Source organism: Falsihalocynthiibacter sp. S25ZX9 (genome assembly GCF_041205405.1).
GTDB lineage: Bacteria > Pseudomonadota > Alphaproteobacteria > Rhodobacterales > Rhodobacteraceae > Falsihalocynthiibacter > Falsihalocynthiibacter arcticus.
In genome coordinates this window covers 191,209-212,685 of the sequence record NZ_JBGFCD010000007.1, presented here as the reverse complement: position 1 = coordinate 212,685, position 21,477 = coordinate 191,209, and the positions used below count along the sequence as shown (strand labels likewise).

The following is a 21,477-nucleotide window of genomic DNA, read 5'->3' as shown; positions in this document are numbered from 1 at the left end:
TCAATGGGTTCTACAATCCGCGACGGCGCCATTCAGCACTGGGATGGAAAAGTCCCGTCGCTTTCGAACGGAAAGTGGCTTAAACGAGCACTTGGGGCGGCACTAAAGCGCGACAGGTCCAGTATTGTCCATGTCAACGGCGCAACAATGGCGGGCGAAGCGTCGCTCCCCAATGGCGGAGTCAAGGATTCTGGCTGGGGCCGGTCGGGTCACTATGCCGTCGAGGATTTCACCGAAATTCGTTTAACAACGGTCAGCAGCAAACCGGGGCACTTTCCTTTTTAACCAGTTTTCCCGTGGTGAATTTTGTATTTTCCACGGGGAAATGGAAGGCCGCCATCCGTAAGAGAGCTCTCGCTGATTTGGTGCTTTTTCGTTTGTTCGATCTCACGGTCCAATTAAACATACTGCGCCTGAACCTGTCAGGGAAAGGCGCAGTCCAGATGATTGCGCGTCATTTGGCGTCGAAATTTTCCGCAAGCTATGGGGCGGGTGCCTTAACTGGCGATCCTGTCCCGCATACGATAATACGCCATGCCCACTGCGATCATGAGGCTCCCCATGCTGCGACCAACAGGCAAACTCCAATGGCGCACATTTTCAAAAACGTTGAATTCTGAGGCCTCTCCAGCGATTTCTCGTGCGGTGAGGTCGGCGAGGATATGCGTGAGGGCAATCCCATGGCCCGAGTATCCCTGCACATAGAAAACGTCTTTTGAGAGGCGACCCACTTGCGGAATGCGGTTCAAGATGATCCCATCAAGCCCCGCCCAACTGTAATCAATACCGACACCTTTGAGGCGCGGGAATGTGCGCTCCAATGCGGGGCGAAGTTCCGCCGCGATGTCGCCGCTGTCGCGTCCCGAATAATTGGTGCCGCCGCCAAACATGACGCGGTTGTCCGCTGTCAGACGGTAGTAATCCAAAATGAAACGCCCGTCATAGACCGCGATATCCTGTGGATTGATCGCCCGCGCGACGTCGGCGTCCAGTGGTTCGGTTACCATATTTGCTAAAGAGGCGGGGAACAGTTTTCCGCGAAGTTTTTCCTGCTCCAGCAGATGATAGGCATTACCAGCAAGGACAATTTTATCTGCTGTGATGACGCCGTTTTCGGTCACAAGTTTTGGCCGTGCACCGTATTCAATGGCTGTAACCTTAGTGTTCTCGAAAATCTGCGCGCCCAGCGATTGGGCCGCCAGCGCTTCACCCACACATAGGTCCAGCGAATGCACGTGCATGTTGCGACGGTTGAGCAACCCGCCGATATAGAGATCGGATTCTAGATACTCGCCCATTTTGTCCGCGGGGACCATTTCAAGGTGATCCTGCATGCCGCGCGCGCATCCTTGCTCAAAGGTCGCCGTCAACTCGCGCAGATGGCTTTTGTTCAAGGCCGTTTGCATTTGCCCGAACTTTAAATCGCACTTAATCCCGTATTTTTCCACACGGTTTTTGATGATGTCGTGGCCCCGCCACCGTAAATCCCAAACAAATTCAGAGGCTTGATCGCCTAAGGTTCGTTTGAATTCGCGCTCCATTGCTGTATCGCCAGACAGGCTTCCGGTAATTTGCCCGCCGTTACGCCCCGTCGCACCCCAACCGATTTGGTTGGCTTCGCAGACAGCCACGCGCAGGCCGCGTTCAGCCAGTTCAACGGCCGTTGCAATCCCCGTAAATCCCCCGCCAACGATGGCGACATCAACGTCGATGTCACCATCCAACGCTGGAAACCCGTCCTTATGACGGGCCGAAGCGGCATAGTAGCTTTTAGCATGCTCCAACTTTCTTACTGCACTTCACCAAAACACATGTACTTTAGCTCAAGGTAATCTTCTGTGCCGTATTTCGAGCCTTCGCGCCCGAGACCAGATTGCTTAACCCCGCCAAATGGGGCGACTTCAGTAGAGATCAGACCTGTGTTGATGCCCACAATCCCTGTTTCCAAAGCCTCGGCCACGCGCCAGATCCGATTAACGTCTTGTGCATAGAAATACCCAGCGAGGCCGAATTCAGTATCATTCGCCATGCCGATCACTTCTTCTTCGGTTTCAAAGCGGAACAGGGGTGCCAAGGGGCCAAAGGTTTCTTCGCGCGCTACGGCCATGTCGGGCGTCACGTCCGTAAGAATTGTGGGCTCAAAGTAGGTTCCGCCCAAGGCATGCCGCTTGCCGCCCATGGCAATTTTTGCGCCTTTTCCCGTGGCATTGGCGATGTGCTCTTCGACCTTGAGCACAGCCGCGTCACTGACCAATGGGCCAGTTGTGATGCCGGCCTCCATGCCATTGCCGATATTCAGCGCCGACATCGCCGTTTGAAGTTTGGCCGCGAAGGCCTCATAGACGCCCGATTGAACGTAAATGCGGTTGGCGCAAACGCAGGTTTGACCGTTGTTGCGGAACTTCGAGATCATGGCGCCCGTGACGGCCGCATCCAAATCGGCGTCGTCAAAAACAATAAACGGCGCGTTGCCGCCCAGCTCCAAGCTCATCTTTTTGATGGTGTCCGCGCATTGTTGCATTAGGATTTTCCCAACGCGCGTGGACCCCGTGAAGGTGATTTTCGCCACCTTAGGGTTTTCGCAGAGTTCCTGTCCCGTTTCGGCGGCATTGCTCGACGGAATGATATTCAAAACCCCTGCTGGAATGCCCGCACGTTCGGCTAAAACGGCCATGGCCGTCGCCGACAAAGGCGTGAGTTCTGCGGGCCGCGCAACGAAGGTACAGCCAACCGCCAAAGCGGGAGCGACCTTGCGAGCGATCATTGCGTTGGGGAAATTCCACGGCGTAATGGAGCCAACAACGCCAATGGGTTGCTTGATCACAAGGATACGTTTGTCGCGTTGGTGGCCCGGAATAACATCGCCATAGATGCGCTTGGCTTCTTCGGCGAACCACTCAATAAAGGACGCGCCGTAGAGGATTTCGCCTTTGGCTTCGGCCAATGGTTTGCCCATTTCCGCTGTTAGGATGGTGGCTAAATCATCGGCGTTCGCAACCAAGAGGTCGTACCATTTGCGCATAACCCCCGCGCGTTCCTTGCCCGTCCATTTGGCCCATTCCTTTTGGGCTTTATGGGCGTGGTCGATTGCGTCGCGGACCATCTCAACGGGCACATCGGCGACCTGTACAATTTCTTCGCCGGTTGCCGGATTGAGAACGGCAAAGGTTTTCTCGGTCTCAATCCACTTGCCATTAATATAGGCGCGCGGTTCCAAAAGACTGGGATCGTTTAAAGCGAGGGTCATTATGCATCTACCTTTGCTGCGGAGATTGAATCTTCAAGGATATCAAGCGCTTCAGCAAAGATATCGTCGGGAATAGTGATCGGCGCAAGGAAGCGAAGGACGTTGCCATACACGCCACAAGTGAGCAACACGAGGTTGCGTTTGAGCGCTTCCATCCGCACGCGGTTAGTGAAATCCGCATCCGGCTTGGAGCCATCAACGGTGTTAAATTCTGTGGCCACCATAAAACCTTGGCCACGAACATCAACCATTTGTGGCGTCGTTTGCCTGATTTGTTCTAGGCGCTGTTTTAGGCGCGAGCCAAGCTCGTTGGCGCGGGCGCAAAGGTCTTCTTCCTCAATCACATCCAAAACGGCGTGCGCCGCCGCAATTCCAAGGGGGTTGCCGCCGTATGTTCCGCCCAAACCACCCGGATTTGCGGCGTCCATAATCTCGGCTTTTCCCGTTACTGCAGCAAGGGGCAGGCCGCCCGCAAGCCCTTTGGCCATCGTCGTTATATCGGCGGACACATCATAGCCATCCATCGCAAACATTTGCCCCGTACGCGCAAATCCTGTCTGAACTTCATCCGCGATCATGACGATCCCGTGCTCATCACACAGGCGGCGCACTTCGCGCATGAGGGCGGCAGGGGCGGCATAAAACCCGCCTTCGCCTTGGACGGGTTCGATAATGATCGCCGCAACGCGGGTGGGATCAAGGTCTGCTTTGAAAAGCTTGGTCAAGGCGGACATCGACTCGTCGGTTGAGACACCATGTAGTTCAATCGGAAACGGGATGTGATAGACATCCGGCATCATGGCGCCGAAGCCCTTTTTGTAGGGCTCAACCTTGCCCGTTAGCGACATGCCCATAAACGTGCGTCCGTGAAAACCACCGCCAAAGGCGACAACCGCAGGGCGTCCGGTATACGCGCGCGCAATTTTGATCGAATTTTCAACAGCTTCCGCGCCCGTCGTCACAAACACGGTGCGTTTTTCAAAGTCACCGGGAACGATTTCATTCAGCCTCTCACCCAAGCTGATGTAGTTTTCATAGGGCAAAACTTGATGGCAAGTATGGGTGAAACGGGTCATTTGGTGTTGGACGGCGGCCATGACTTTCGGGTGGCAATGCCCCGTGTTGACCACCGCAATCCCCGCCGCAAAGTCGATGTAACGGGTGCCTTCAACGTCCCAAACTTCGGAGTTTAACGCACGGTCAACATAGATTTGCGTCATCATGCCTACGCCACGGGCAATTGCCCCCGTGCGGCGTTCTGCGATTGCTGCGTTTGTCATTTCGGTCTCCATTATCTTTATGGCGATAAGCTCTTAAGGGCGGTCAGCTTTGAAAAACTTCTCGATGTGATCGGCGAAGGATGCGGAAGTTAAGTCTTCACCCGCTCGGTTTGCGGCATCTTCGCGGACATCCACAGGCAATACCTTGCCACGGGTTGCCAAAAGATCGGTCAAGAAGGGGCCAGTGAACTCTGGATGCGGCTGAATAGTCAGTGCCTTGTTGCCATAGACAAGGATCGCATTCTCGCAGAATTCCGAACTGCCAACAACCTTTGCATCCGCTGGCTTTTCGACGATTTGGTCTTGATGCCACGCGATGATATTTTGTTCGCCAAACATGTCAGACGTATATTTTTGTGGGCCGACGGACCAGCCTTCCTTGAATTTTTCGACCTTCCCACCCAAAGCTTGTGCCAGAATTTGATGGCCGAAACAGATGCCCACAATCGGAATGCCCGACGCATAGGTTTCCCGCAGGAAATCTTCGAGCGGCGCAATCCAGTCATGGTCTTCATACACGCCAAACCGCGATCCGGTAATCAACCAGCCTTCCGCGTCATTCGGGCTGGTGGGGAAAATCCCGTCGAGGACGGGGAAGTTTTCAAACTCAAAGCCTTTGCCCTCAAGGAGCTTCACGAAAAACTCGTTGTAGTCGCCATGTTCGTCTTGGGTTTCGTCGGGTGCGTGGCCGGTTTGAAGGATGCCGATTTTCATGGATTAAATCCTTCCAACGGGTGCGGTTTTTGCCCCCATCTGTTCGGCAAGCACACAAAGCCAATCATGCGCCACGTGCGCTGCTGCAATGGCGGTAATCTCCGCGTGATCGAACGGAGGCGAAACCTCGACGATGTCCATCCCAATGAGGTTTAAGGGCTTGAGGCCGCGCACGAATTCCAAAGCCTGCCACGACGCCAAGCCCCCCGGAACAGGCGTCCCTGTGCCCGGTGCAAAGGCAGGGTCCAAGCCATCTATGTCAAAGCTCAAATACACCGGCGCATCGCCTGCGCGCTCAACCGCAACCTTGATCGCGGCGTCGATACCGTTGCGGTGAATCCATGGGCTGGTGAGTACCTCAAATCCGTAATCGCTTGCGTTATAAGTCCGCAATCCCACTTGGGTTGAGCGGCTTACATCGATGATACCCTCGTTGACAGCACGCGCAAACATGGTGCCGTGGTTCATCTCGGTGCCGTTGTCTTCCCATGTGTCGCAATGCGCATCAAATTGAATGAGGGCGATGGGGCCGTGTTTTTCTGCATGGGCTTTAAGGAGGGGGTAGGCGATGGAATGATCGCCGCCAATCGTGAGGAGGCGTGTGCCTGTGGCGATGATCTCGCGGGCTTGCGCTTCGATCGCTGGTTTGATCGTTTCGGGGTGATGTGGATCAAGAAATACATCGCCGAAATCGACAACCGATAGGGTTTGGAATGGGTCAAAGCCCCACGGAAACGCTTGCAATTCCGCGAGTTGAACGGAGGCCGCGCGCACGGCTTGCGGGCCGAGGCGACAACCGGGGCGAAAGGTGACGGCGTTGTCAAAAGGAACGCCCATAACGGCCACATCGACCCCCGTCAAATCGCGGGAATATTTGCGCCGCAGGAAGCTTAACGCGCCCCCGTAGGTCATCTCTTGCCACCTGCCCTTGGGGTCCGTTTTTCTAAACGCTTGATCGCCAGAATTTGTCATCTCAGCCTCACAATCCAAACCGGTCTTTAAAACCATAATACCAAGAGCCAATCACGGAGTAGGGCACGCGGAACATGCGTCCCCCCGGGAAGGGAATCCACGGGACATTGGCAAAAACGTCCAAACGAGTGCGGTCGCCGTCAATCGCTTCGGCCAGAATGCGGCCAAAGGTGTGCGATCCGGTAATACCGTGCCCAGAATAACCATGTGCGAAATAGGTGTTGTCGTTTAGCCGGCCCATTTGCGGGACGCGGCTAAAGGATAGGGCGAAGTTGCCGCTCCATGCATATTCGACCTTTTTGTCGCGCAACTCAGGGAAGACTTTATCCATGTTTTTGCGCAGTTTTGCCTCGATATTCTTGGGGTCAGCACCGCCGTAAACGGTACCGCCGCCAAACAAAAGACGGTTATCAGCAGAGAGGCGATAATAGTCCAGAATATAGCGAATATCTTCGATGCAAGTGTCCGTTGGAAGAAGGCGTTTCGCCAGATCATCGTCCAATTGTTCCGTCGCCATAACTTGGGTCGAGACGGGCATGACACGACTGGTAAGCCCCGGCACGACGTGGCCAAGATAGGCGTTGCCACAGAGGACCAGCGTTTTACAGGTGATCGTGCCAGTGTCGGTCGTGATCACAGGCTCCTTGGCGTCGCTATTTACGCTACGCACCATCGACATCTCAAAGATTGTGCCGCCATTTTTCTCAAAGGCGTCCGCTTCTCCAAGGGCCAAGTTGAGCGGATGCATATGGCCGCCGGCGTGGTCAATCATCCCGCCAGCATAGACGTCAGACCCGACGTAGTTCTGGATTTTGTCGGGGCCGATCATCTCTTGGGTTTCGATGCCATAGCCGCGCCACAAGGCTAGGCGCTCCTCTAGCTCCTTCATGTGAGCCGAGGTATAGGCGGTAAAAACATTGGTCGGTTTGAGGTCGCATTCAATGCCATAAGTGGCCACGCGCTCGCGGATGATGTCGCCGCCTTCCATGACCAAACCCGCAACAAAATTCGCGGTGTCTTTACCATAGCGACGGTCGATGGTTTGCAGCGAGGCGTTCAGGCCATTAACGACCTGTCCGCCATTGCGACCAGACGCGCCCCAGCCAATGCGGGCGCCTTCAACGATGGCGACTTGGTAGCCCTTTTCGGCCAAATGCAGCGCGGTCGAGAGGCCGGAGTATCCTGCGCCTACAACACAAACGTCGAATTTTTGATCGCCAATCAATGGCGCACGCAACGTCCGCGTGTTCGCAGATGCGGCGTAATAGCTGGTGGTGTGTGCGCCATCACCAGCGTAGTTTTTTTGTGTAACGGCCATTAGACGACCTCCAAATATGTTTGATATTCTAACTTAGTTACTGTTTCGAGGAACCGCTCCAATTCCTGCCGTTTTGATTGCACGATAAGCTGGATGAGCGAAGGATCGAAAATTTCTGCGACGATTGGCCCCTGTTCAAAGGCGTCGATTGCCGCCGCCCAATCCAATGGGAGTTGCGGCATTCCGGCTTCATACACGTTGCCCGTTAAAGGCTCGGGCGCACGTGTTTTGCCTTCAATACCCGCAAGGGCGGCACCCAAAATTGCCGCGAGAACAAGGTAGGGGTTTGCGTCCGCGCCCGCAACACGATGCTCAATGCGGCGTGCTTTGTTGTTTCCACCGGGGATGCGAATGGCCGCCGTGCGGTTTTCATAGCCCCAAGCAACGGTCGTGGGGGCATGTGAATTGGGGCGCAGTCGACGGTAGCTGTTGAAATGTGGCGCAAAGAGTAGCGCACTTTCCTGCATTGCATCCGTAAGGCCGCCAATCGCTGCGCGCATGATATCCGAACCCTCCTCGGAGCCATCATCAAATACATTCTCGTCTTTTTCGTTCAGCAGGGAGAAGTGAACGTGAAGCCCGCTTCCCGCGCCATCGCCATAGGGTTTGGCCATAAAGGTCGCTGTGTGGCCATGGCTTTTTGCAAAGCCTTTGACGATGCGTTTGAACATCATCGCGTCATCGGCCGCGCGCAAGGGATCGTCGGTGTGCAATAGGTTGATCTCAAATTGCCCTGCGCCGGTTTCGGAAATCGCCGCATCAACGGGGATGCCACTCTCTGCACAAGCAGCATAAACGTCATCTAAAAACGGCGACAATCGCTCAAGTTCTTGCACCGAAAGCACGTTCTCGGTGTCGAACTTCTCGGACGATGGAATGCCGCCTTGTTCGTGCAGATCGGTGAGGTAAAATTCAAGCTCGGTCGCCACAACAGGGCGCAGTCCAAGAGCCGCAAACCGCGCGACGACCGCCGCAAGCGCATGCCGTGAATCGGTGGGATGCGGTGCACCATTCTCATCATACATGCAAACTGGAACAAACCCAGAGGACGCGCCCATCCAAGGCGATGGCAGGATTTCGTCGCGGATTGGCAAGCAAATTCCGTCAGCGTCGCCTGACTCAAATACTAGTTCGCTGCCTTCAATATCACGGCCCCAAACATCGACCGTTGCCGCCGACATGGGCATACGAAGGGAGCCGTCAAAGACTTTATCTACTTGATCAATGGGCAATCTTTTCCCACGGAAGGCGCCGTTGATATCGCAAAGGGCCACCATAACCGAATTGTACTTGGGTTCAGACTTCGTGCTCATCGACATTACTTCCTTAAAATACGAGGCCACAAAATAATGTGATACCCTTTGTCTAGTTGTGATAGCGTTATTGACAAGAGTCAAGCGTCCGACTAAGGATTTAGCATGAGCCAAGGGGAAAAACGCGCAATGAGTTTTAACATCCCAGAGATCGAAAGTTCTGGTGAGCGGACAAGCCAAGAGTATGTCTATGCGCGTCTTCGCAATGCAATCATGGTGGGTGCAATTCCGACAGGGGAGTCCCTGACAATGCGTGGCTTGGCAGAGCAACTTGACCTCAGCCCAACCCCCATTCGCGAGGCCCTGCGCCGCTTGAGTTCTGAGTCCGCTATCGTGTCACAAGACAACCGTCGAATGCTCATTCCCTATATGACCCAAGGTCGGTTTGAAGACCTGATCGCCACGCGGATCACGCTAGAATGCCACGCCGCCTTGCGCGCTTTGCCCTATGTCTCCGATATTTTGATAGAGGAGATGCGGGCGATTGATATGCAGATGGACGAGGCGTTGGTGCGGCTGGATTATGATGCTCTCACGGCGTTAAATCACGTTTTTCACAACCGTCTTTATCGTGCAAACCCAGACCATATTTCGATGCCCCTTGTCGAGAGTATCTGGCTTCAATTGGGACCATTTCAGCGGGAGGTGATATCCGAACTTGGCGCGTTTTACGAAATTGACCGACACAAAGAAATCCTAACAGCCCTAGACAATCGAGATGCCGACGGGCTGTCTTCTGCCATTCAAAAAGACATCGAAGACGGCGTTGCGGCCGCTGGTCGTGACGCCATTGCTTTACGTGATGACGTTGTTATCTGAAACGTCTCCAACCAACCGAGGTTCCTATGACACAGCAAACAACAGCCCATTGGCACGCCGCAGCCAAGTCCCTGAAAATTCAGGCACATGGGATCATTGGCGGTAAATCCACACAGGCCCAAAGTGGCAAAACCTTTGCCTCCATCAGCCCGATTGATGGCGCATATCTGGCCGAGGTTCCGCTCATGGAATCGGCGGATGTCGACATGGCTGTTGCGAGCGCACGGGCCGCTTTTGAGGACGGGCGCTGGTCGCATCAACCTCCTGCGGCGCGCAAGGCGGTCCTGATGCGTTTTGCGGAGTTGATCCGTGAAAGCCGCGATGAACTTGCGCTGCTGGAAACGCTGGATATGGGCAAACCGATTGCCGACAGCCTCTCCATCGACGTGCGCGCCGTTGCCAATTGCTACAGCTATTACGGCGAGGCACTCGACAAGGTTTATGACGAGGTTGCCCCCACAGGGAAGGACTTCTTTGCCATGGTCACCAAGGAGCCGCTGGGCGTCGTGGCTGCAGTTGTACCGTGGAATTTCCCGATGCTCATGGCCTCGTGGAAGGTCGCGCCAGCCCTTGCTATGGGGAATTCAGTGATCCTCAAACCTGCCGAACAATCCTCGCTCACAGCGATCCGTTTGGCCGAACTTGCGCTCGAAGCGGGCGTCCCAGAAGGCGTTTTCAACGTGGTGACCGGACTTGGCCCTGACGTGGGCCGCGCACTGGGTATGCACATGGATATCGACGGGTTGTTCTTTACGGGCTCCACCCAAGTCGGCAAATATTTCATGGAATATGCGGCAAAATCCAACCTCAAGAAAATCGGTTTGGAACTGGGCGGCAAAAGCCCGAACATCATCCTTTCAAGCTACCGCGACACGGCCCATGCCGCCCGCGTTTCTGCAAATTCCGCTTGGTTCAATCAAGGCGAAATGTGCACCTGTCCTAGCCGTTTGATCGTCGAAGAGTCCATCCATGACGAGGTTATCGAGGTGCTCAAAGAGGTCGCCAAAACCTATGCGCCCGGTGACCCCCTTGATCCCGCAACCTCCATGGGCGCCCTTGTTGATGCCCGCCACACGCAGCGCGTTTTGGGCTTTGTTGATATCGCGAGGGAAGAGGGAGCCGACGTTGTCATTGGTGGCCGTAAAACACGCGAGGAAACGGGCGGAAGTTACGTAGAACCCACGATTTTTGACAATGTGACAAACGACATGCGGGTCGCGCAGGAAGAGATTTTTGGCCCGATGATTTCGGTCATTTCGGTAAAGGATCAGGACGAAGCCATCAAGGTTGCAAACGACAGCCCCTATGGTTTGGCCTCGGCGGTCTGGACGGATGATCTCTCGACGGCGCATAAGATGTCATCGAAAATCCGTGCAGGAATGGTCTATGTCAATTGCTATGACGCCGACGATATGACCACGCCTTTTGGGGGCTATAAACAGTCCGGTATCGGGCGGGATAAATCGCTGCATGCGCTTGATAAATACGTCGAACTCAAAGCGACGTGGATCAAGCTATAAGCTTTCCCCCAAAGCAAATCCTGCAAGCTTAGATTGGCTTGCAGGAATAATTTAAAGTTTGTCGCGCAAAGAATACCACAGCATAGCGAGGATCAGCATCGGGTGCTGCATTCTTGGACCACCGGGGAAACGGGGCGTCGGAATTTGCGCCATTACGTCAAACCGCTCAGACTGGCCTGCTATGGCTTCTGCTGCGATTTGGCCGGATAGGGTTCCAAGCGCAACGCCTGATCCAGAGAAACCCGACATGGATAAAATGTTGCCGGCATAACGTTCATAATGCGGCAAACGGTTCATGGTGATGCCCAATGTCCCCCCCCAAGCGTGGTCGATTTGCACGTCTGCAAGCTGGGGAAAGATTTCGCCCAACGGCTTGCGAACCTGTTTGGCAATGTCCTTGGGAAAGCGGTAACCGTAACTCTCGGTGCCGCCAAACAGCAAGCGGTTGTCGTCGCTGAACCTAAAATAATTCACCACGAATTTTGAATCGGCGACCGCGACATTGCCTTTAATGATCTGTTCTTGTTGCTCCGGACTCATAGGTGCGGTTGCAACCACGTAGTTGTTGATCGGCATAACGCGGCGCGCAACATCGGAATGTAAATCGCCAATATAGCCGTTACAGGCCAAAACAAGTTGGTCGGCGGTTATGCAGGCTTGATCCGTGTGGATTTTGACTTTTGCCCCTGTTTCAACTTTTGTAACCCGACTGTTCTCATGCAGCTTTGCCCCTTGCGCCACCGCCATCCGCGCCAGTCCCAAAACAAATTCAAGCGGATCAATATGACCCGAACGCGTATCGAGGGAGCCGCCAAAATAGACAGGCGAATTCACCGTTGCGCGCATTTCTTCTTGGTCTAGAAACCGAACGTGCGGATAGTCGTATTGCGTGTTCAACTTGTCGACATAGTCGCGACTGTGGCGCACGAAACGTTCGCGGTGATCGGCATGAATTATGCCCTGATGATAGTCGGCATGCACCAATTCTGAGCTGGCGAGCTCCCTGACCAATTCAACCGCCTGTGTGCCGATGGTCCAAAGCTCCTTGGCGCGTTCAAGACCGAATTTGGCTTCGAGTTCGTCTTGGTCAAGCCTCTGGCCCTGCCCAACTTGGCCCCCATTGCGCCCAGAGGCGCCAAATCCAACACGCTGTGCTTCGACAAGGCGCACGTCATAGCCGCGCTTTGCCAAATGCAGGGCTGTTGACAGGCCGGTAAACCCGCCGCCAATGACGCAGACATCGCATGAAACATCGCCTGCGATGGCGTCAAAACCGCCCAAATGTTTCGCCACAGATGCGTAATAGGACGGCGGGTAGGTGCCCGCCGTGTCGTTCACAGTAAGGAGGTCCCTCACACGTTTAACAACAGATGCTGCCGCTCCCATGGTGAAATTTCACGCTGGTACTCCTCGTTTTCCGCAAGCTTAATATCCAAATAAAGCTGACAGAACTCAGGGCCCAGAATCTCCCAGACTTCCTTGGCATCGGCGAAAATATCGAGCGCTGCGTTCAGGCTTGGAGGGAGACGGTCGTCCGTTTCCCAGACCTCGTTTCTGGCTTCCGCACGCGGCTCAATCTTGTTTTTCATGCCCAGCAACCCACAGGCCAGAGACGTCGCAATCGCCAGATACGGATTGCAATCCATTCCGATTACGCGGTTTTCCAATCGGCGTCCTTCTGGAGAGGAGTGCGGAACGCGCAAACCGGTTGTTCGGTTGTCAGCGGCCCATTCCAAATTGGCGGGCGCGCTTTGTCCCTCAACGGTAATGCGACGGTAGGAGTTGATATAGGGGGCGAGCAACGGCACAGATTGCATCAGATATTTTTGCGACCCTCCGATGAAGTGATAAAACTTTTCGGTGGCAGAGCCATCCTCATTCGAGAAGATATTTTTGCCGGTTTCTTTGTCGACAATCGATTGGTGAAGGTGCATCGCGCTTCCAGGTTCGTCACGCATCGGTTTCGCCATAAAGGTTGCGAAAATACCGTTCAGTAGCGCCGCTTCACGGATGGTGCGCTTGAAATAGAACACTTGGTCGGCGAGCAACAACGGGTCGCCATGTTGCAGATTAATCTCGATCTGGCCCGCGCCGCCCTCCTGAATGACGGTGTCGATTTGCAATCCCTGCGCCTCTGCGAAATCATAGATCGTATCAATAACGGGCCCATATTCGTCCACTGCGGACATCGAGAAAACTTGCCGTCCGGCACTTTTGCGCCCCGTGCGGCCAATCGGTGGCTCGATGGGCTCATTTGGATCGACGTTTGGCTTGGCCAGATAAAACTCGATTTCTGGGGCGACAACAGGTTTCAATCCTAGTTCATCATAGAGCTTTAGAACCCGTCGCAGTACATTGCGCGGCGCAACTTCTAAATCCGCACCCTCGCGGGTTTTCATATCACAGATAATCTGCAACGTCGGTTCACCCGCCCAAGGGGCCGCGGATGCGGTGTTCATATCTGGAACGAGGATAATGTCTTTCTCAAGCCACTGGTTCTCGATTTCCATATCCACAAACTCACCGGAAATCGTCTGATAAAAGAGCGAAATCGGCAAGTAGAATATCTCGTCTGGTTTAAACTTATATGCGGGCATCGCCTTGCCGCGCGATGTCCCAACGAGGTCTGGAATGATGCATTCCACCTCGTCAATGGAGCGACCATCAAGGTATTCCAAAAAAGCAGTTGGAAGACTGTCAGCCCACGATTCGGTTTTCTTGATTTTCCTAATTTTAGACACTTGTAGCTTCCTTTGCGATCTTTTGATCAAAAATTCAATTCGATGATGTGGTCGCGAGATTTAAACTTTGTTCTAAGTCCCCAGCCATGGCAATCGCCGCAGCTTCCTCATCCCGCTGTGCGAGAGCCTCTAGAAGCTCTGAATGTTTGTCCGGTAGGTTTTCAGTTCCATAGCGACTGCAATTGACGCGCAGACTTGGCCCAACTTGCACCCAAAGAGAGAGGGCCGCGCGAAAAAGGACGGGCGCTTGCGCCAAGGCATATATCTTGAAATGGAATCGATTGTTTCGTTCGAGGTATGTTTCGATATCGCCCGTTTCAATGGCGGTGTCGATTTCCGCGTCAATCGATGATAATTCCGTAATATCTTGTTTAGTAATGTTTTTTATCGCCCGACGTGTAAGCTCTGGTTCGACTTTTAAGCGCAAAAAATAGACGTCCTGAAAATTTATAATATTCATTTCTGGCACGACAATCCGCCGATTTCCAAGCGTAACGAGTGCATTTTCCGCCGCAAGCCGCCGTATTGCCTCGCGCACCGGGGTCATACCCGCACCAAGACTTTCGGTTAATCCCATGATGGTTAGAGGCTGTCCTGGCGAAAAACGACCAAGCAATATCATGTCGCGCAGACGCTCATAAACCGCTTGGTGTTCTGGAATTTTTTTGGCTTCTATTGTCATCTAATTTACATACCGCTTTTTATGGGCTGACATCTTTTTCACGAATTTTGTTGCTTTTGTCAAACTTTTGATCAAATTATTATCTACACATTCGGAGGTGACGATGAAATTAATTCCAATTACTGTTGCAATCAGCCTTGCGGCGACATTTGCAAATGCACAAGAGGTTCGGGTCTATAACTGGTCCGATTATATCGACGAAGAACTTTTGGAAAAGTTCGAGAAGGAAACTGGCTACAAGCTAATATACGATGTTTTCGACAGCAACGAAGTTCTCGAAACTAAAATGCTGACAGGGGACTCTGGCTACGACGTTGTTGTCCCAACGGCGGACTTCCTACAGCGTCAAATCGTGGCGCAAGCTTTCCAGAAGTTGGACAAGTCGCAACTCTCGAACATTGACAATATGTGGGATGTCATTGAGGCGCGCACGGCGCAATATGATCCCGACAATGCGTATTCCATCAACTATATGTGGGGCACGACGGGTCTTGGGATCAATCTAGGCAAAGTTCGGGAAGTGCTGGGCGAGGACGCCCCGCTCTCAAGCTTGGACCTCGTGCTGAAGCCAGAAAATATGGAAAAGCTGGCCGAATGTGGCGTGTATTTTCTCGACGCTCCAACGGAAATCATCCCGATGACGTTGAAGTTCTTGGGCGAAGATCCTGATACGACTGACCCAGAGATTATTGCTAAGGCCGAAGGGGCGCTGCTTGCTGTGCGTCCTTATATCAAGAAGTTCCACAGCTCCGAGTATATTAACGCCCTTGCGAATGGCGAAATTTGCGTGGCCGTTGGTTGGTCTGGGGATATCCTTCAAGCACGGGATCGCGCGATCGAAGCTGACAATGGAGTTGAGATTGTTTTCAACGCCTTCAAGGAAGGCTCCTTGATGTGGTTTGACCAAATGGCCATCCCTGTTGATGCTCCAAATCCAGAAGGTGCGCACGCGTTTTTGAACTTCATTATGGACGCCGAGAATATGGCGGCTGCGTCGAATTACGTCTATTACGCCAATGGCAACAAGGCGAGCCAAGAGTTCTTGCTTGAGGATGTGATTGGCGACACGGCGATCTATCCAGACGAGGATACCGTTAAAAACCTTTACACAAAATCGCCCTACGAGGCGAAGCTACAACGGGTTGTGACGCGCTTGTGGACCAAAGTTAAGTCCGGCACCTAAGTTTAGGTAATTTATAATACTCCGCCCGAGCCACATGGCTTGGGCGTTTCTTTCTGGAAAGATGACATGAACCAAAACGCCATTTTTGCCCCTTGGGAAGATGTTAAAGCAAAGCCGCTGATCTCCTTTGACAATGTCACCAAGCGTTACGGAGATTTCACCGCCATCGACAAGATGAGCTTGGCAATTTATCCGAAAGAGTTTTTCGCTTTGTTGGGGCCCTCGGGCTGCGGGAAAACCACGTTGATGCGGATGCTCGGTGGGTTTGAAGAGGCTAGCGAAGGCACAATCACCATCGACGGGCAGAATATGGCTGGCATCCCCGCCAACAAGCGCGCGGTTAATATGATGTTCCAATCCTACGCGTTGTTTCCGCATTTGACGGTTGCGGACAACCTAGCGTTCGGTTTGAAACGTTCTGACATGCCAAAATCAGAAATTCAGGGCCGCGTCGAAGAGATGCTGCGCCTTGTTCAACTGCAGAAATTCGCCAAACGCAAACCGCACCAGCTTTCCGGTGGCCAGCGACAACGCGTGGCCTTGGCACGCGCTTTGGCAAAGGCACCCAAACTGTTACTGCTCGACGAACCTCTCGGTGCGCTGGATAAAAAACTGCGCCACGAGACTCAGTTTGAGCTTATGGACATTCAGGAAAAAACGGGCACGACCTTTGTGATTGTGACCCACGATCAGGAAGAAGCCATGACCATGGCCAGCCGGATTGCCGTTATGGACCACGGAAAACTTGTTCAGGTCGACACCCCCGCGCGCGTCTATGAATCGCCCAATTCCGTTTATGTGGCCGACTTTATTGGCGACGTGAATATCATTGAGGGCATGGTCACGGAAATTTCCGAAGACGCCGCCGAGCTTTCATGGTCGGAGAATAATAGTGGCCTTCGCGCCATGGTGGGGGAAGGCGTTACAAAAGGGTCGTCCGCCGCTTTTGCCATTCGCCCCGAGAAAGTCACGATCGACACCGACGAGCCGGTTGATCGGCACAATCGCGTGACAGGGCAGGTGGAAGATATTGCCTATCTTGGCAATATTTCGACGTATTATGTGCGCTTGGCCACGGGCCAGTTGGTAAAAGCACAAACGGCAAATAATCGCCGTATTTCGCGCAGGAATATCACGTGGAAAGATACCGTCTGGTTGTCGTGGACCGACACCGCCGGCATCATTTTGCACAAATAGGGGCACAGCATGAAATTATCTCGTTCGCTTTTGATCGGCATCCCCTATTTCTGGCTTTTCATCTTGTTTTTGGTGCCGTTCGGGATCGTTCTGAAAATTTCGCTGTCCGATATCCAACTCTCGATTCCGCCTTATACGCCGACGCTCGATTTTTCCGAAGGTTGGGCAGGGTTTCGAGAGTTTCTAAGTGCACTGGATTTTGAGAATTACATTTTCTTGACCGAGGATGACCTTTATTGGAAGGCCTATCTCTCCAGTATTAAAATTGCGACCGTATCGACGTTTTTCACCCTTCTTGTGGGGTTTCCCATTGCTTACAGCATGGCCAAAGCGCCCGATGAGTGGCGTCCGAGCCTGATGCTTTTGATCATTCTGCCCTTCTGGACCAGCTTCCTTATCCGTGTTTACGCGTGGATTGGAATTCTGTCGAACGAGGGTTTTTTGAATCAATTTCTAATGGGTTTTGGCCTCATTTCGGAGCCCCTCACCATCCTGAACACAAATACGGCGGTCTATATTGGCATCGTTTATACGTACCTCCCCTTCATGGTTTTGCCGATTTATGCCACCTTGGAAAAGCTAGACGGCACCTTGATAGAGGCCGCAGAAGACCTTGGCTGCACGCGGTTCTCGGCATTCTGGTCGGTCACGGCCCCGCTTTCAAAACCGGGGGTTATTGCAGGTTGTTTCCTCGTTTTCATTCCGGCCTTGGGCGAATTTGTTATCCCGTCGCTCTTGGGGGGATCCGAAACACTGATGATCGGTAAAGTGTTGTGGGAAGAGTTCTTCTCGAACCGCGATTGGCCCGTGGCTTCGGCGGTTGCGACGATCCTGTTGCTGCTCCTGATCATTCCAATCGTCCTGTTCCAACGCAACGAGCAAAAACAACGGGAGGAGGGGCAATGAGACGTCTAACTGGCTTCAACATCATCGCCCTCACGCTTGGGTTTGCATTCCTCTATATCCCCATCCTGATCCTCGTGATCTTCAGTTTCAACGAGTCCAAACTGGTAACCGTTTGGGCGGGGTTTTCCACCAAATGGTATGGCGAGTTGCTGCAAAATCAAGCGTTCCTTGATGCGGCGTGGGTCACCGTCAAGGTTGCCTTTTTCTCGTCCATTATCGCGACCATCCTTGGTACGATGGCGGCGTTTGTTCTTGTACGTTCGGGGCGGTTTTTCGGACGCACGTTGTTCTCGGGGATGATTTATGCGCCATTGGTGATGCCCGAAGTTATCACGGGTCTGTCGCTTTTATTGCTCTTTATTTCGATCGGGATGCCGCGCGGTGTGGTCACCATCGTTCTGGCCCACGGAACGTTTTCGATGTGCTATGTCTCGGTTGTAGTTTCGTCGCGGATGGCGTCGTTTGACCGCTCCCTAGAAGAGGCGGCCTATGACCTTGGCTGTTCTGGTTGGGATGCCTTCAAAAGCGTGACTTTGCCCATTATCGCCCCCGCAGTCATCTCTGGCTGGCTGTTGGCCTTTACATTGTCGCTCGACGATTTGGTGATCGCAAGCTTTACCACGGGCCCGTCGTCGACCACACTTCCGATCAAAATCTACTCGTCCGTTCGGATGGGGGTTAGTCCGGAAATCAACGCGCTCTCAACGATTATCATCGGTATCGTTACGTTTGGCGTCTTAACGGTGTCGATCCTCTCTAAACGCGCAATCACCCGCCAACGCTTGGCAGAACGCGCTGCAGAACAACACTGATAGCGCGCTTGGTTGCAATGAGAAAACGAACCTGATGATGTCCCCCGATTCTCAAAGATTGGTTGCGTTGAACTTGCGTTAAATCAAGGACGATTGATTCTTCCATCGCTAGATAAGCAGCATGAAGAACGCCTTTGCACATTTTTCCAGATTATTGCTGATCGTGAGTTTCGCCTTGAGCAGTGCGGTTGCCGTAGCTGGCAGCAATGACGCAGGCGTTTTCATGGAAATTTGCGCCGACGGTGTAGCTGAAACGGTGCGGATCGACGACGACAGCAATGCAGTTGACCCTTCGCACACCTGTAATGATTGCGTGATGTGCTGTCTGCAGATCGGGGCGGATCTGGAAAATTCTTTTGGCCAGAAGCTGACCTTCGCGCAGTTGAAACTTAAAACAGATTTCGCTTCTTACCAAATACCCCTAATTCAAAAACGTGGCATTCGCCCGAACCCACGCAGCCCTCCCCTAACTGAATTTTCAGGCCGGATCTCAACTGATACTATAGAGTTCACCCTGAAAACACAGAGCGACGGGCGCCCTTACCTGAAGGATGCTGTCGCATGACGCTCCATAAAAACCTCCTGAATATCGTCGCATTCGTTGTGACATTGTTTTTCTTAGCACTCCCCGCAGCCGCTGAATCGGTTCTCGCCAAACTGCTCCCCAGTGTTCAGGTCGAGGAATTGGTCGAAGGGGCGGATGCCTTTGGTGCCATGAGCGCGGAAATTCCAGCGGTGGAGGTTCTCAAAGACGGAGAGCGCATCGGTTGGGCCTTTGTTACGTCCGACTATGTTTCGACCACTGGCTATTCTGGCAAACCCATTCACACCATGGTCGCTCTCGATGACGCGGCACAAGTGGCGGGTGTGCTTCTTGTCAAACACTCCGAACCGATTGTTTTGATTGGTATTCCCGACGCAAAGATGAAAGCGCTGGTGGCCAATTATCGCGGTCTTGATCTGGTGGTCGAGGCTGAATCCGGTGGTACAGCCCACAAACTCGATATTATTTCTGGCGCTACGGTGACCGTTATGGTGATCGACGATTCCATTGTTCGGGCTGGCCTGAAAGTTGCCCGCGTGCTCGGGCTGGGCGGCTTGGCGGTTGAGGAAAAAGGCACAGGTCCCCAATTTGAGATCAACCCAGACGCAGAAGCCTCCACCGATTGGATGACCCTTGAGGGCGACGGCACAGTGCGGCGTCTGTCGCTGGATGTGGGGCAAATCAACGAAGCCTTCGCGGCGATGGAAGACCCTCGCGCGGCCAAGCGCGCCCTAACCGAATCCCCCGAAACCACCTTCATTGAGATGGAGGTTGCGCTTCTTTCCCCGCCTGCAATTGCGCGCGCAATCTTGGGGGATGCTGTTGCCGCAAATATTGATGACTGGCTGGGCGAGGGCGAATATGCCTTGGCCATCGTGGGGCGCGGGCTCTATTCCTTTAAAGGGTCGGGCTATGTGCGCGGCGGAATTTTTGATCGAATTGTTCTGATCCAAGACGACGTATCGGTCCGGTTTCGCGATCGGATGCACAAGCGGATCAACACCATCGCTGCCGATGGCGCTCCGGCGTTTGAAGAGGCTGACCTCTTTAAAATCCCCGCCGATAGCGGCTTTAACCCGACTGAACCTTTCCGCATCCAACTTCTGGTGCATCGCGAAGTGGGTGCAATCGAGAAGGTCTTTACCACCTTCGATCTAAGCTACCGTTTGCCAGAAAAATACATCCGTCCAGTTGCTGTCGCGCCCACAACAGAAGTGCCCGCGAGTGTAGAAGACGTGCTCTCGCAATCTGAAGCCGACGCGCATCAGGCGCTCTGGAAACGGATTTGGGCGGGCAAGCAGGTCGAGATCGCAGTGCTGGGTGTGATGCTATTCGTGCTGACCGGTGTGTTCTTCTTCCAGACTTTCGCCACCCGCAATGAACGCAAATTCTATTGGTTCCGTATCGGCTTTTTGACCGTGACGCTGGTTTACCTCGGCTGGTTCGCCAACGCGCAATTGTCCGTGGTCAACCTTATGGCGCTGTTTGGTTCGCTTGTGTCTGGGTTCAGTTGGCAGGCCTTCTTGCTTGACCCGATGACCTTTATTCTGTGGTTTGCGGTCGCCACGGCGCTGCTGTTCTGGGGGCGTGGGGCTTATTGTGGCTGGCTCTGTCCGTTTGGCGCGTTGCAAGAGTTGCTCAACCAAGTGGCGCGGGCCTTGCACATCCCACAATGGACCCTGCCGTGGGGTTTGCATGAACGCTTGTGGCCGTTGAAGTATATGATTTTCCTTGGTCTTTTCGGGGTTTCCCTTGTTAGCATTGAGCAGGCAGAGCACCTCGCCGAAGTTGAGCCGTTCAAAACCGCGATCATCCTAAACTTTGTGCGGGCATGGCCCTTTGTGGCCTATGTTGGCGCGCTTCTTATCGCGGGTTTGTTCGTTGAGCGCTTCTTCTGTCGCTACCTTTGCCCCCTTGGTGCGGCGCTGGCCATTCCTGCGCGCTTGCGGATGTTTGACTGGCTCAAACGCTACCATGAATGCGGCAACCCGTGCCAGACCTGCTCCAACCAATGCCCCGTACAGGCGATCCATCCAACGGGCGAAATCAACCCGAACGAATGCATCAACTGCCTGCATTGTCAGGTACTTTATCAATCCAAAACAACCTGTCCCGTTGTCATCAAGAAGGTCAAACGCCGCGAAAAAGCTGGCGCGGCCCCTGATCTTTCGCGTGCCAATCTGGGACACCCGAACCAAATAAAAACCTAATTTACCAACTGAAAGGACG

At 53.5% G+C, this 21,477-nt stretch carries 18 protein-coding genes and 1 pseudogene; 9 read left to right on the top strand and 10 right to left on the bottom strand.

Annotated features, from left to right (window positions below; genetic code table 11):
* Nucleotides 1-285 (top strand): annotated as a pseudogene (locus AB9F29_RS10345) (hypothetical protein); the annotation flags it as partial.
* A gap of 212 nt (nucleotides 286-497) precedes the next feature.
* On the opposite strand, the gene AB9F29_RS10340 reads toward AB9F29_RS10345, so the two are convergent.
* The 7 genes from AB9F29_RS10340 to AB9F29_RS10310 are packed head-to-tail and all read right to left on the bottom strand — an operon-like array spanning nucleotide 498 to nucleotide 8,844.
* Nucleotides 498-1,784, bottom strand: coding sequence for an NAD(P)/FAD-dependent oxidoreductase (locus tag AB9F29_RS10340; RefSeq protein ID WP_369755612.1), 1,287 nt, complete (start codon nucleotides 1,782-1,784; stop codon nucleotides 498-500).
* Between the two features lie 5 nt (nucleotides 1,785-1,789).
* Entirely contained in the window at nucleotides 1,790-3,247 is a 1,458-nt protein-coding gene (locus AB9F29_RS10335) for an NAD-dependent succinate-semialdehyde dehydrogenase (protein WP_369755611.1), read from the bottom strand.
* A complete protein-coding gene (locus tag AB9F29_RS10330; protein ID WP_369755610.1) occupies nucleotides 3,247-4,527 on the bottom strand; it encodes a 4-aminobutyrate--2-oxoglutarate transaminase in 1,281 nt (426 codons plus the stop codon). The genes AB9F29_RS10335 and AB9F29_RS10330 overlap by 1 nt, the downstream gene beginning before the upstream one ends.
* A gap of 33 nt (nucleotides 4,528-4,560) precedes the next feature.
* Nucleotides 4,561-5,241 carry a type 1 glutamine amidotransferase gene (locus AB9F29_RS10325; protein ID WP_369755609.1) on the bottom strand — a complete coding sequence of 227 codons (681 nt, stop codon included), beginning with the start codon at nucleotides 5,239-5,241 and terminating at the stop codon, nucleotides 4,561-4,563.
* 3 nt (nucleotides 5,242-5,244) lie between these two features.
* Nucleotides 5,245-6,213, bottom strand: coding sequence for an agmatinase (gene speB, locus AB9F29_RS10320; RefSeq protein WP_369755608.1), 969 nt, complete (start codon nucleotides 6,211-6,213; stop codon nucleotides 5,245-5,247).
* 7 nt (nucleotides 6,214-6,220) lie between these two features.
* A complete protein-coding gene (locus AB9F29_RS10315) occupies nucleotides 6,221-7,531 on the bottom strand; it encodes an NAD(P)/FAD-dependent oxidoreductase (RefSeq protein WP_369755607.1) in 1,311 nt (436 codons plus the stop codon).
* The gene (locus tag AB9F29_RS10310; RefSeq protein WP_369755606.1) at nucleotides 7,531-8,844 is read right to left on the bottom strand and encodes a glutamine synthetase family protein; all 1,314 of its coding nucleotides are present in this window, start codon (nucleotides 8,842-8,844) and stop codon (nucleotides 7,531-7,533) included. Before AB9F29_RS10310 ends, AB9F29_RS10315 begins: the two co-directional genes overlap by 1 nt.
* A gap of 129 nt (nucleotides 8,845-8,973) precedes the next feature.
* Here AB9F29_RS10310 and AB9F29_RS10305 point away from each other — a divergent pair, with 129 nt between their 5' ends.
* Together AB9F29_RS10305 and AB9F29_RS10300 are read left to right on the top strand one after the other, a co-directional pair.
* A complete protein-coding gene (locus AB9F29_RS10305; protein ID WP_369755605.1) occupies nucleotides 8,974-9,663 on the top strand; it encodes a GntR family transcriptional regulator in 690 nt (229 codons plus the stop codon).
* Nucleotides 9,664-9,689: 26 nt separating this feature from the next.
* Entirely contained in the window at nucleotides 9,690-11,183 is a 1,494-nt protein-coding gene (locus AB9F29_RS10300; protein WP_369755604.1) for an aldehyde dehydrogenase, read from the top strand.
* A gap of 51 nt (nucleotides 11,184-11,234) precedes the next feature.
* Here the strand turns inward: AB9F29_RS10300 and AB9F29_RS10295 are convergent, their stop codons facing one another.
* The 3 genes from AB9F29_RS10295 to AB9F29_RS10285 are packed head-to-tail and all read right to left on the bottom strand — an operon-like array spanning nucleotide 11,235 to nucleotide 14,606.
* Nucleotides 11,235-12,569 carry an FAD-dependent oxidoreductase gene (locus AB9F29_RS10295; RefSeq protein WP_369755603.1) on the bottom strand — a complete coding sequence of 445 codons (1,335 nt, stop codon included), beginning with the start codon at nucleotides 12,567-12,569 and terminating at the stop codon, nucleotides 11,235-11,237.
* Nucleotides 12,536-13,924: a glutamine synthetase family protein gene (locus AB9F29_RS10290; RefSeq protein WP_369755602.1), complete on the bottom strand. Its 1,389-nt coding sequence runs from the start codon at nucleotides 13,922-13,924 to the stop codon at nucleotides 12,536-12,538. Before AB9F29_RS10290 ends, AB9F29_RS10295 begins: the two co-directional genes overlap by 34 nt.
* Before the next feature lie 34 nt (nucleotides 13,925-13,958).
* Complete coding sequence (locus AB9F29_RS10285; protein ID WP_369755601.1) at nucleotides 13,959-14,606, bottom strand: GntR family transcriptional regulator; 648 nt, start codon at nucleotides 14,604-14,606, stop codon at nucleotides 13,959-13,961.
* 103 nt (nucleotides 14,607-14,709) lie between these two features.
* On the opposite strand from AB9F29_RS10285, the gene AB9F29_RS10280 reads away from it, so the two are divergent.
* The 6 genes from AB9F29_RS10280 (at nucleotide 14,710) to AB9F29_RS10255 (ending at nucleotide 21,458) form a co-directional block, all read left to right on the top strand.
* Complete coding sequence (locus tag AB9F29_RS10280) at nucleotides 14,710-15,789, top strand: polyamine ABC transporter substrate-binding protein (protein ID WP_335583477.1); 1,080 nt, start codon at nucleotides 14,710-14,712, stop codon at nucleotides 15,787-15,789.
* A gap of 66 nt (nucleotides 15,790-15,855) precedes the next feature.
* A complete protein-coding gene (locus AB9F29_RS10275) occupies nucleotides 15,856-16,986 on the top strand; it encodes an ABC transporter ATP-binding protein (RefSeq protein WP_369755600.1) in 1,131 nt (376 codons plus the stop codon).
* A 9-nt stretch (nucleotides 16,987-16,995) separates the two neighbouring features.
* Entirely contained in the window at nucleotides 16,996-17,892 is an 897-nt protein-coding gene (locus tag AB9F29_RS10270) for an ABC transporter permease subunit (RefSeq protein ID WP_369755599.1), read from the top strand.
* Nucleotides 17,889-18,704 carry an ABC transporter permease gene (locus AB9F29_RS10265; protein WP_038999955.1) on the top strand — a complete coding sequence of 272 codons (816 nt, stop codon included), beginning with the start codon at nucleotides 17,889-17,891 and terminating at the stop codon, nucleotides 18,702-18,704. Before AB9F29_RS10270 ends, AB9F29_RS10265 begins: the two co-directional genes overlap by 4 nt.
* Before the next feature lie 121 nt (nucleotides 18,705-18,825).
* Nucleotides 18,826-19,269 (top strand): hypothetical protein, encoded by a 444-nt coding sequence (locus AB9F29_RS10260; protein ID WP_369755598.1) that lies wholly within the window; start codon nucleotides 18,826-18,828, stop codon nucleotides 19,267-19,269.
* Nucleotides 19,266-21,458 (top strand): 4Fe-4S binding protein, encoded by a 2,193-nt coding sequence (locus AB9F29_RS10255; protein ID WP_369755597.1) that lies wholly within the window; start codon nucleotides 19,266-19,268, stop codon nucleotides 21,456-21,458. Before AB9F29_RS10260 ends, AB9F29_RS10255 begins: the two co-directional genes overlap by 4 nt.
* The last annotated feature ends 19 nt before the right edge of the window (nucleotides 21,459-21,477 follow it).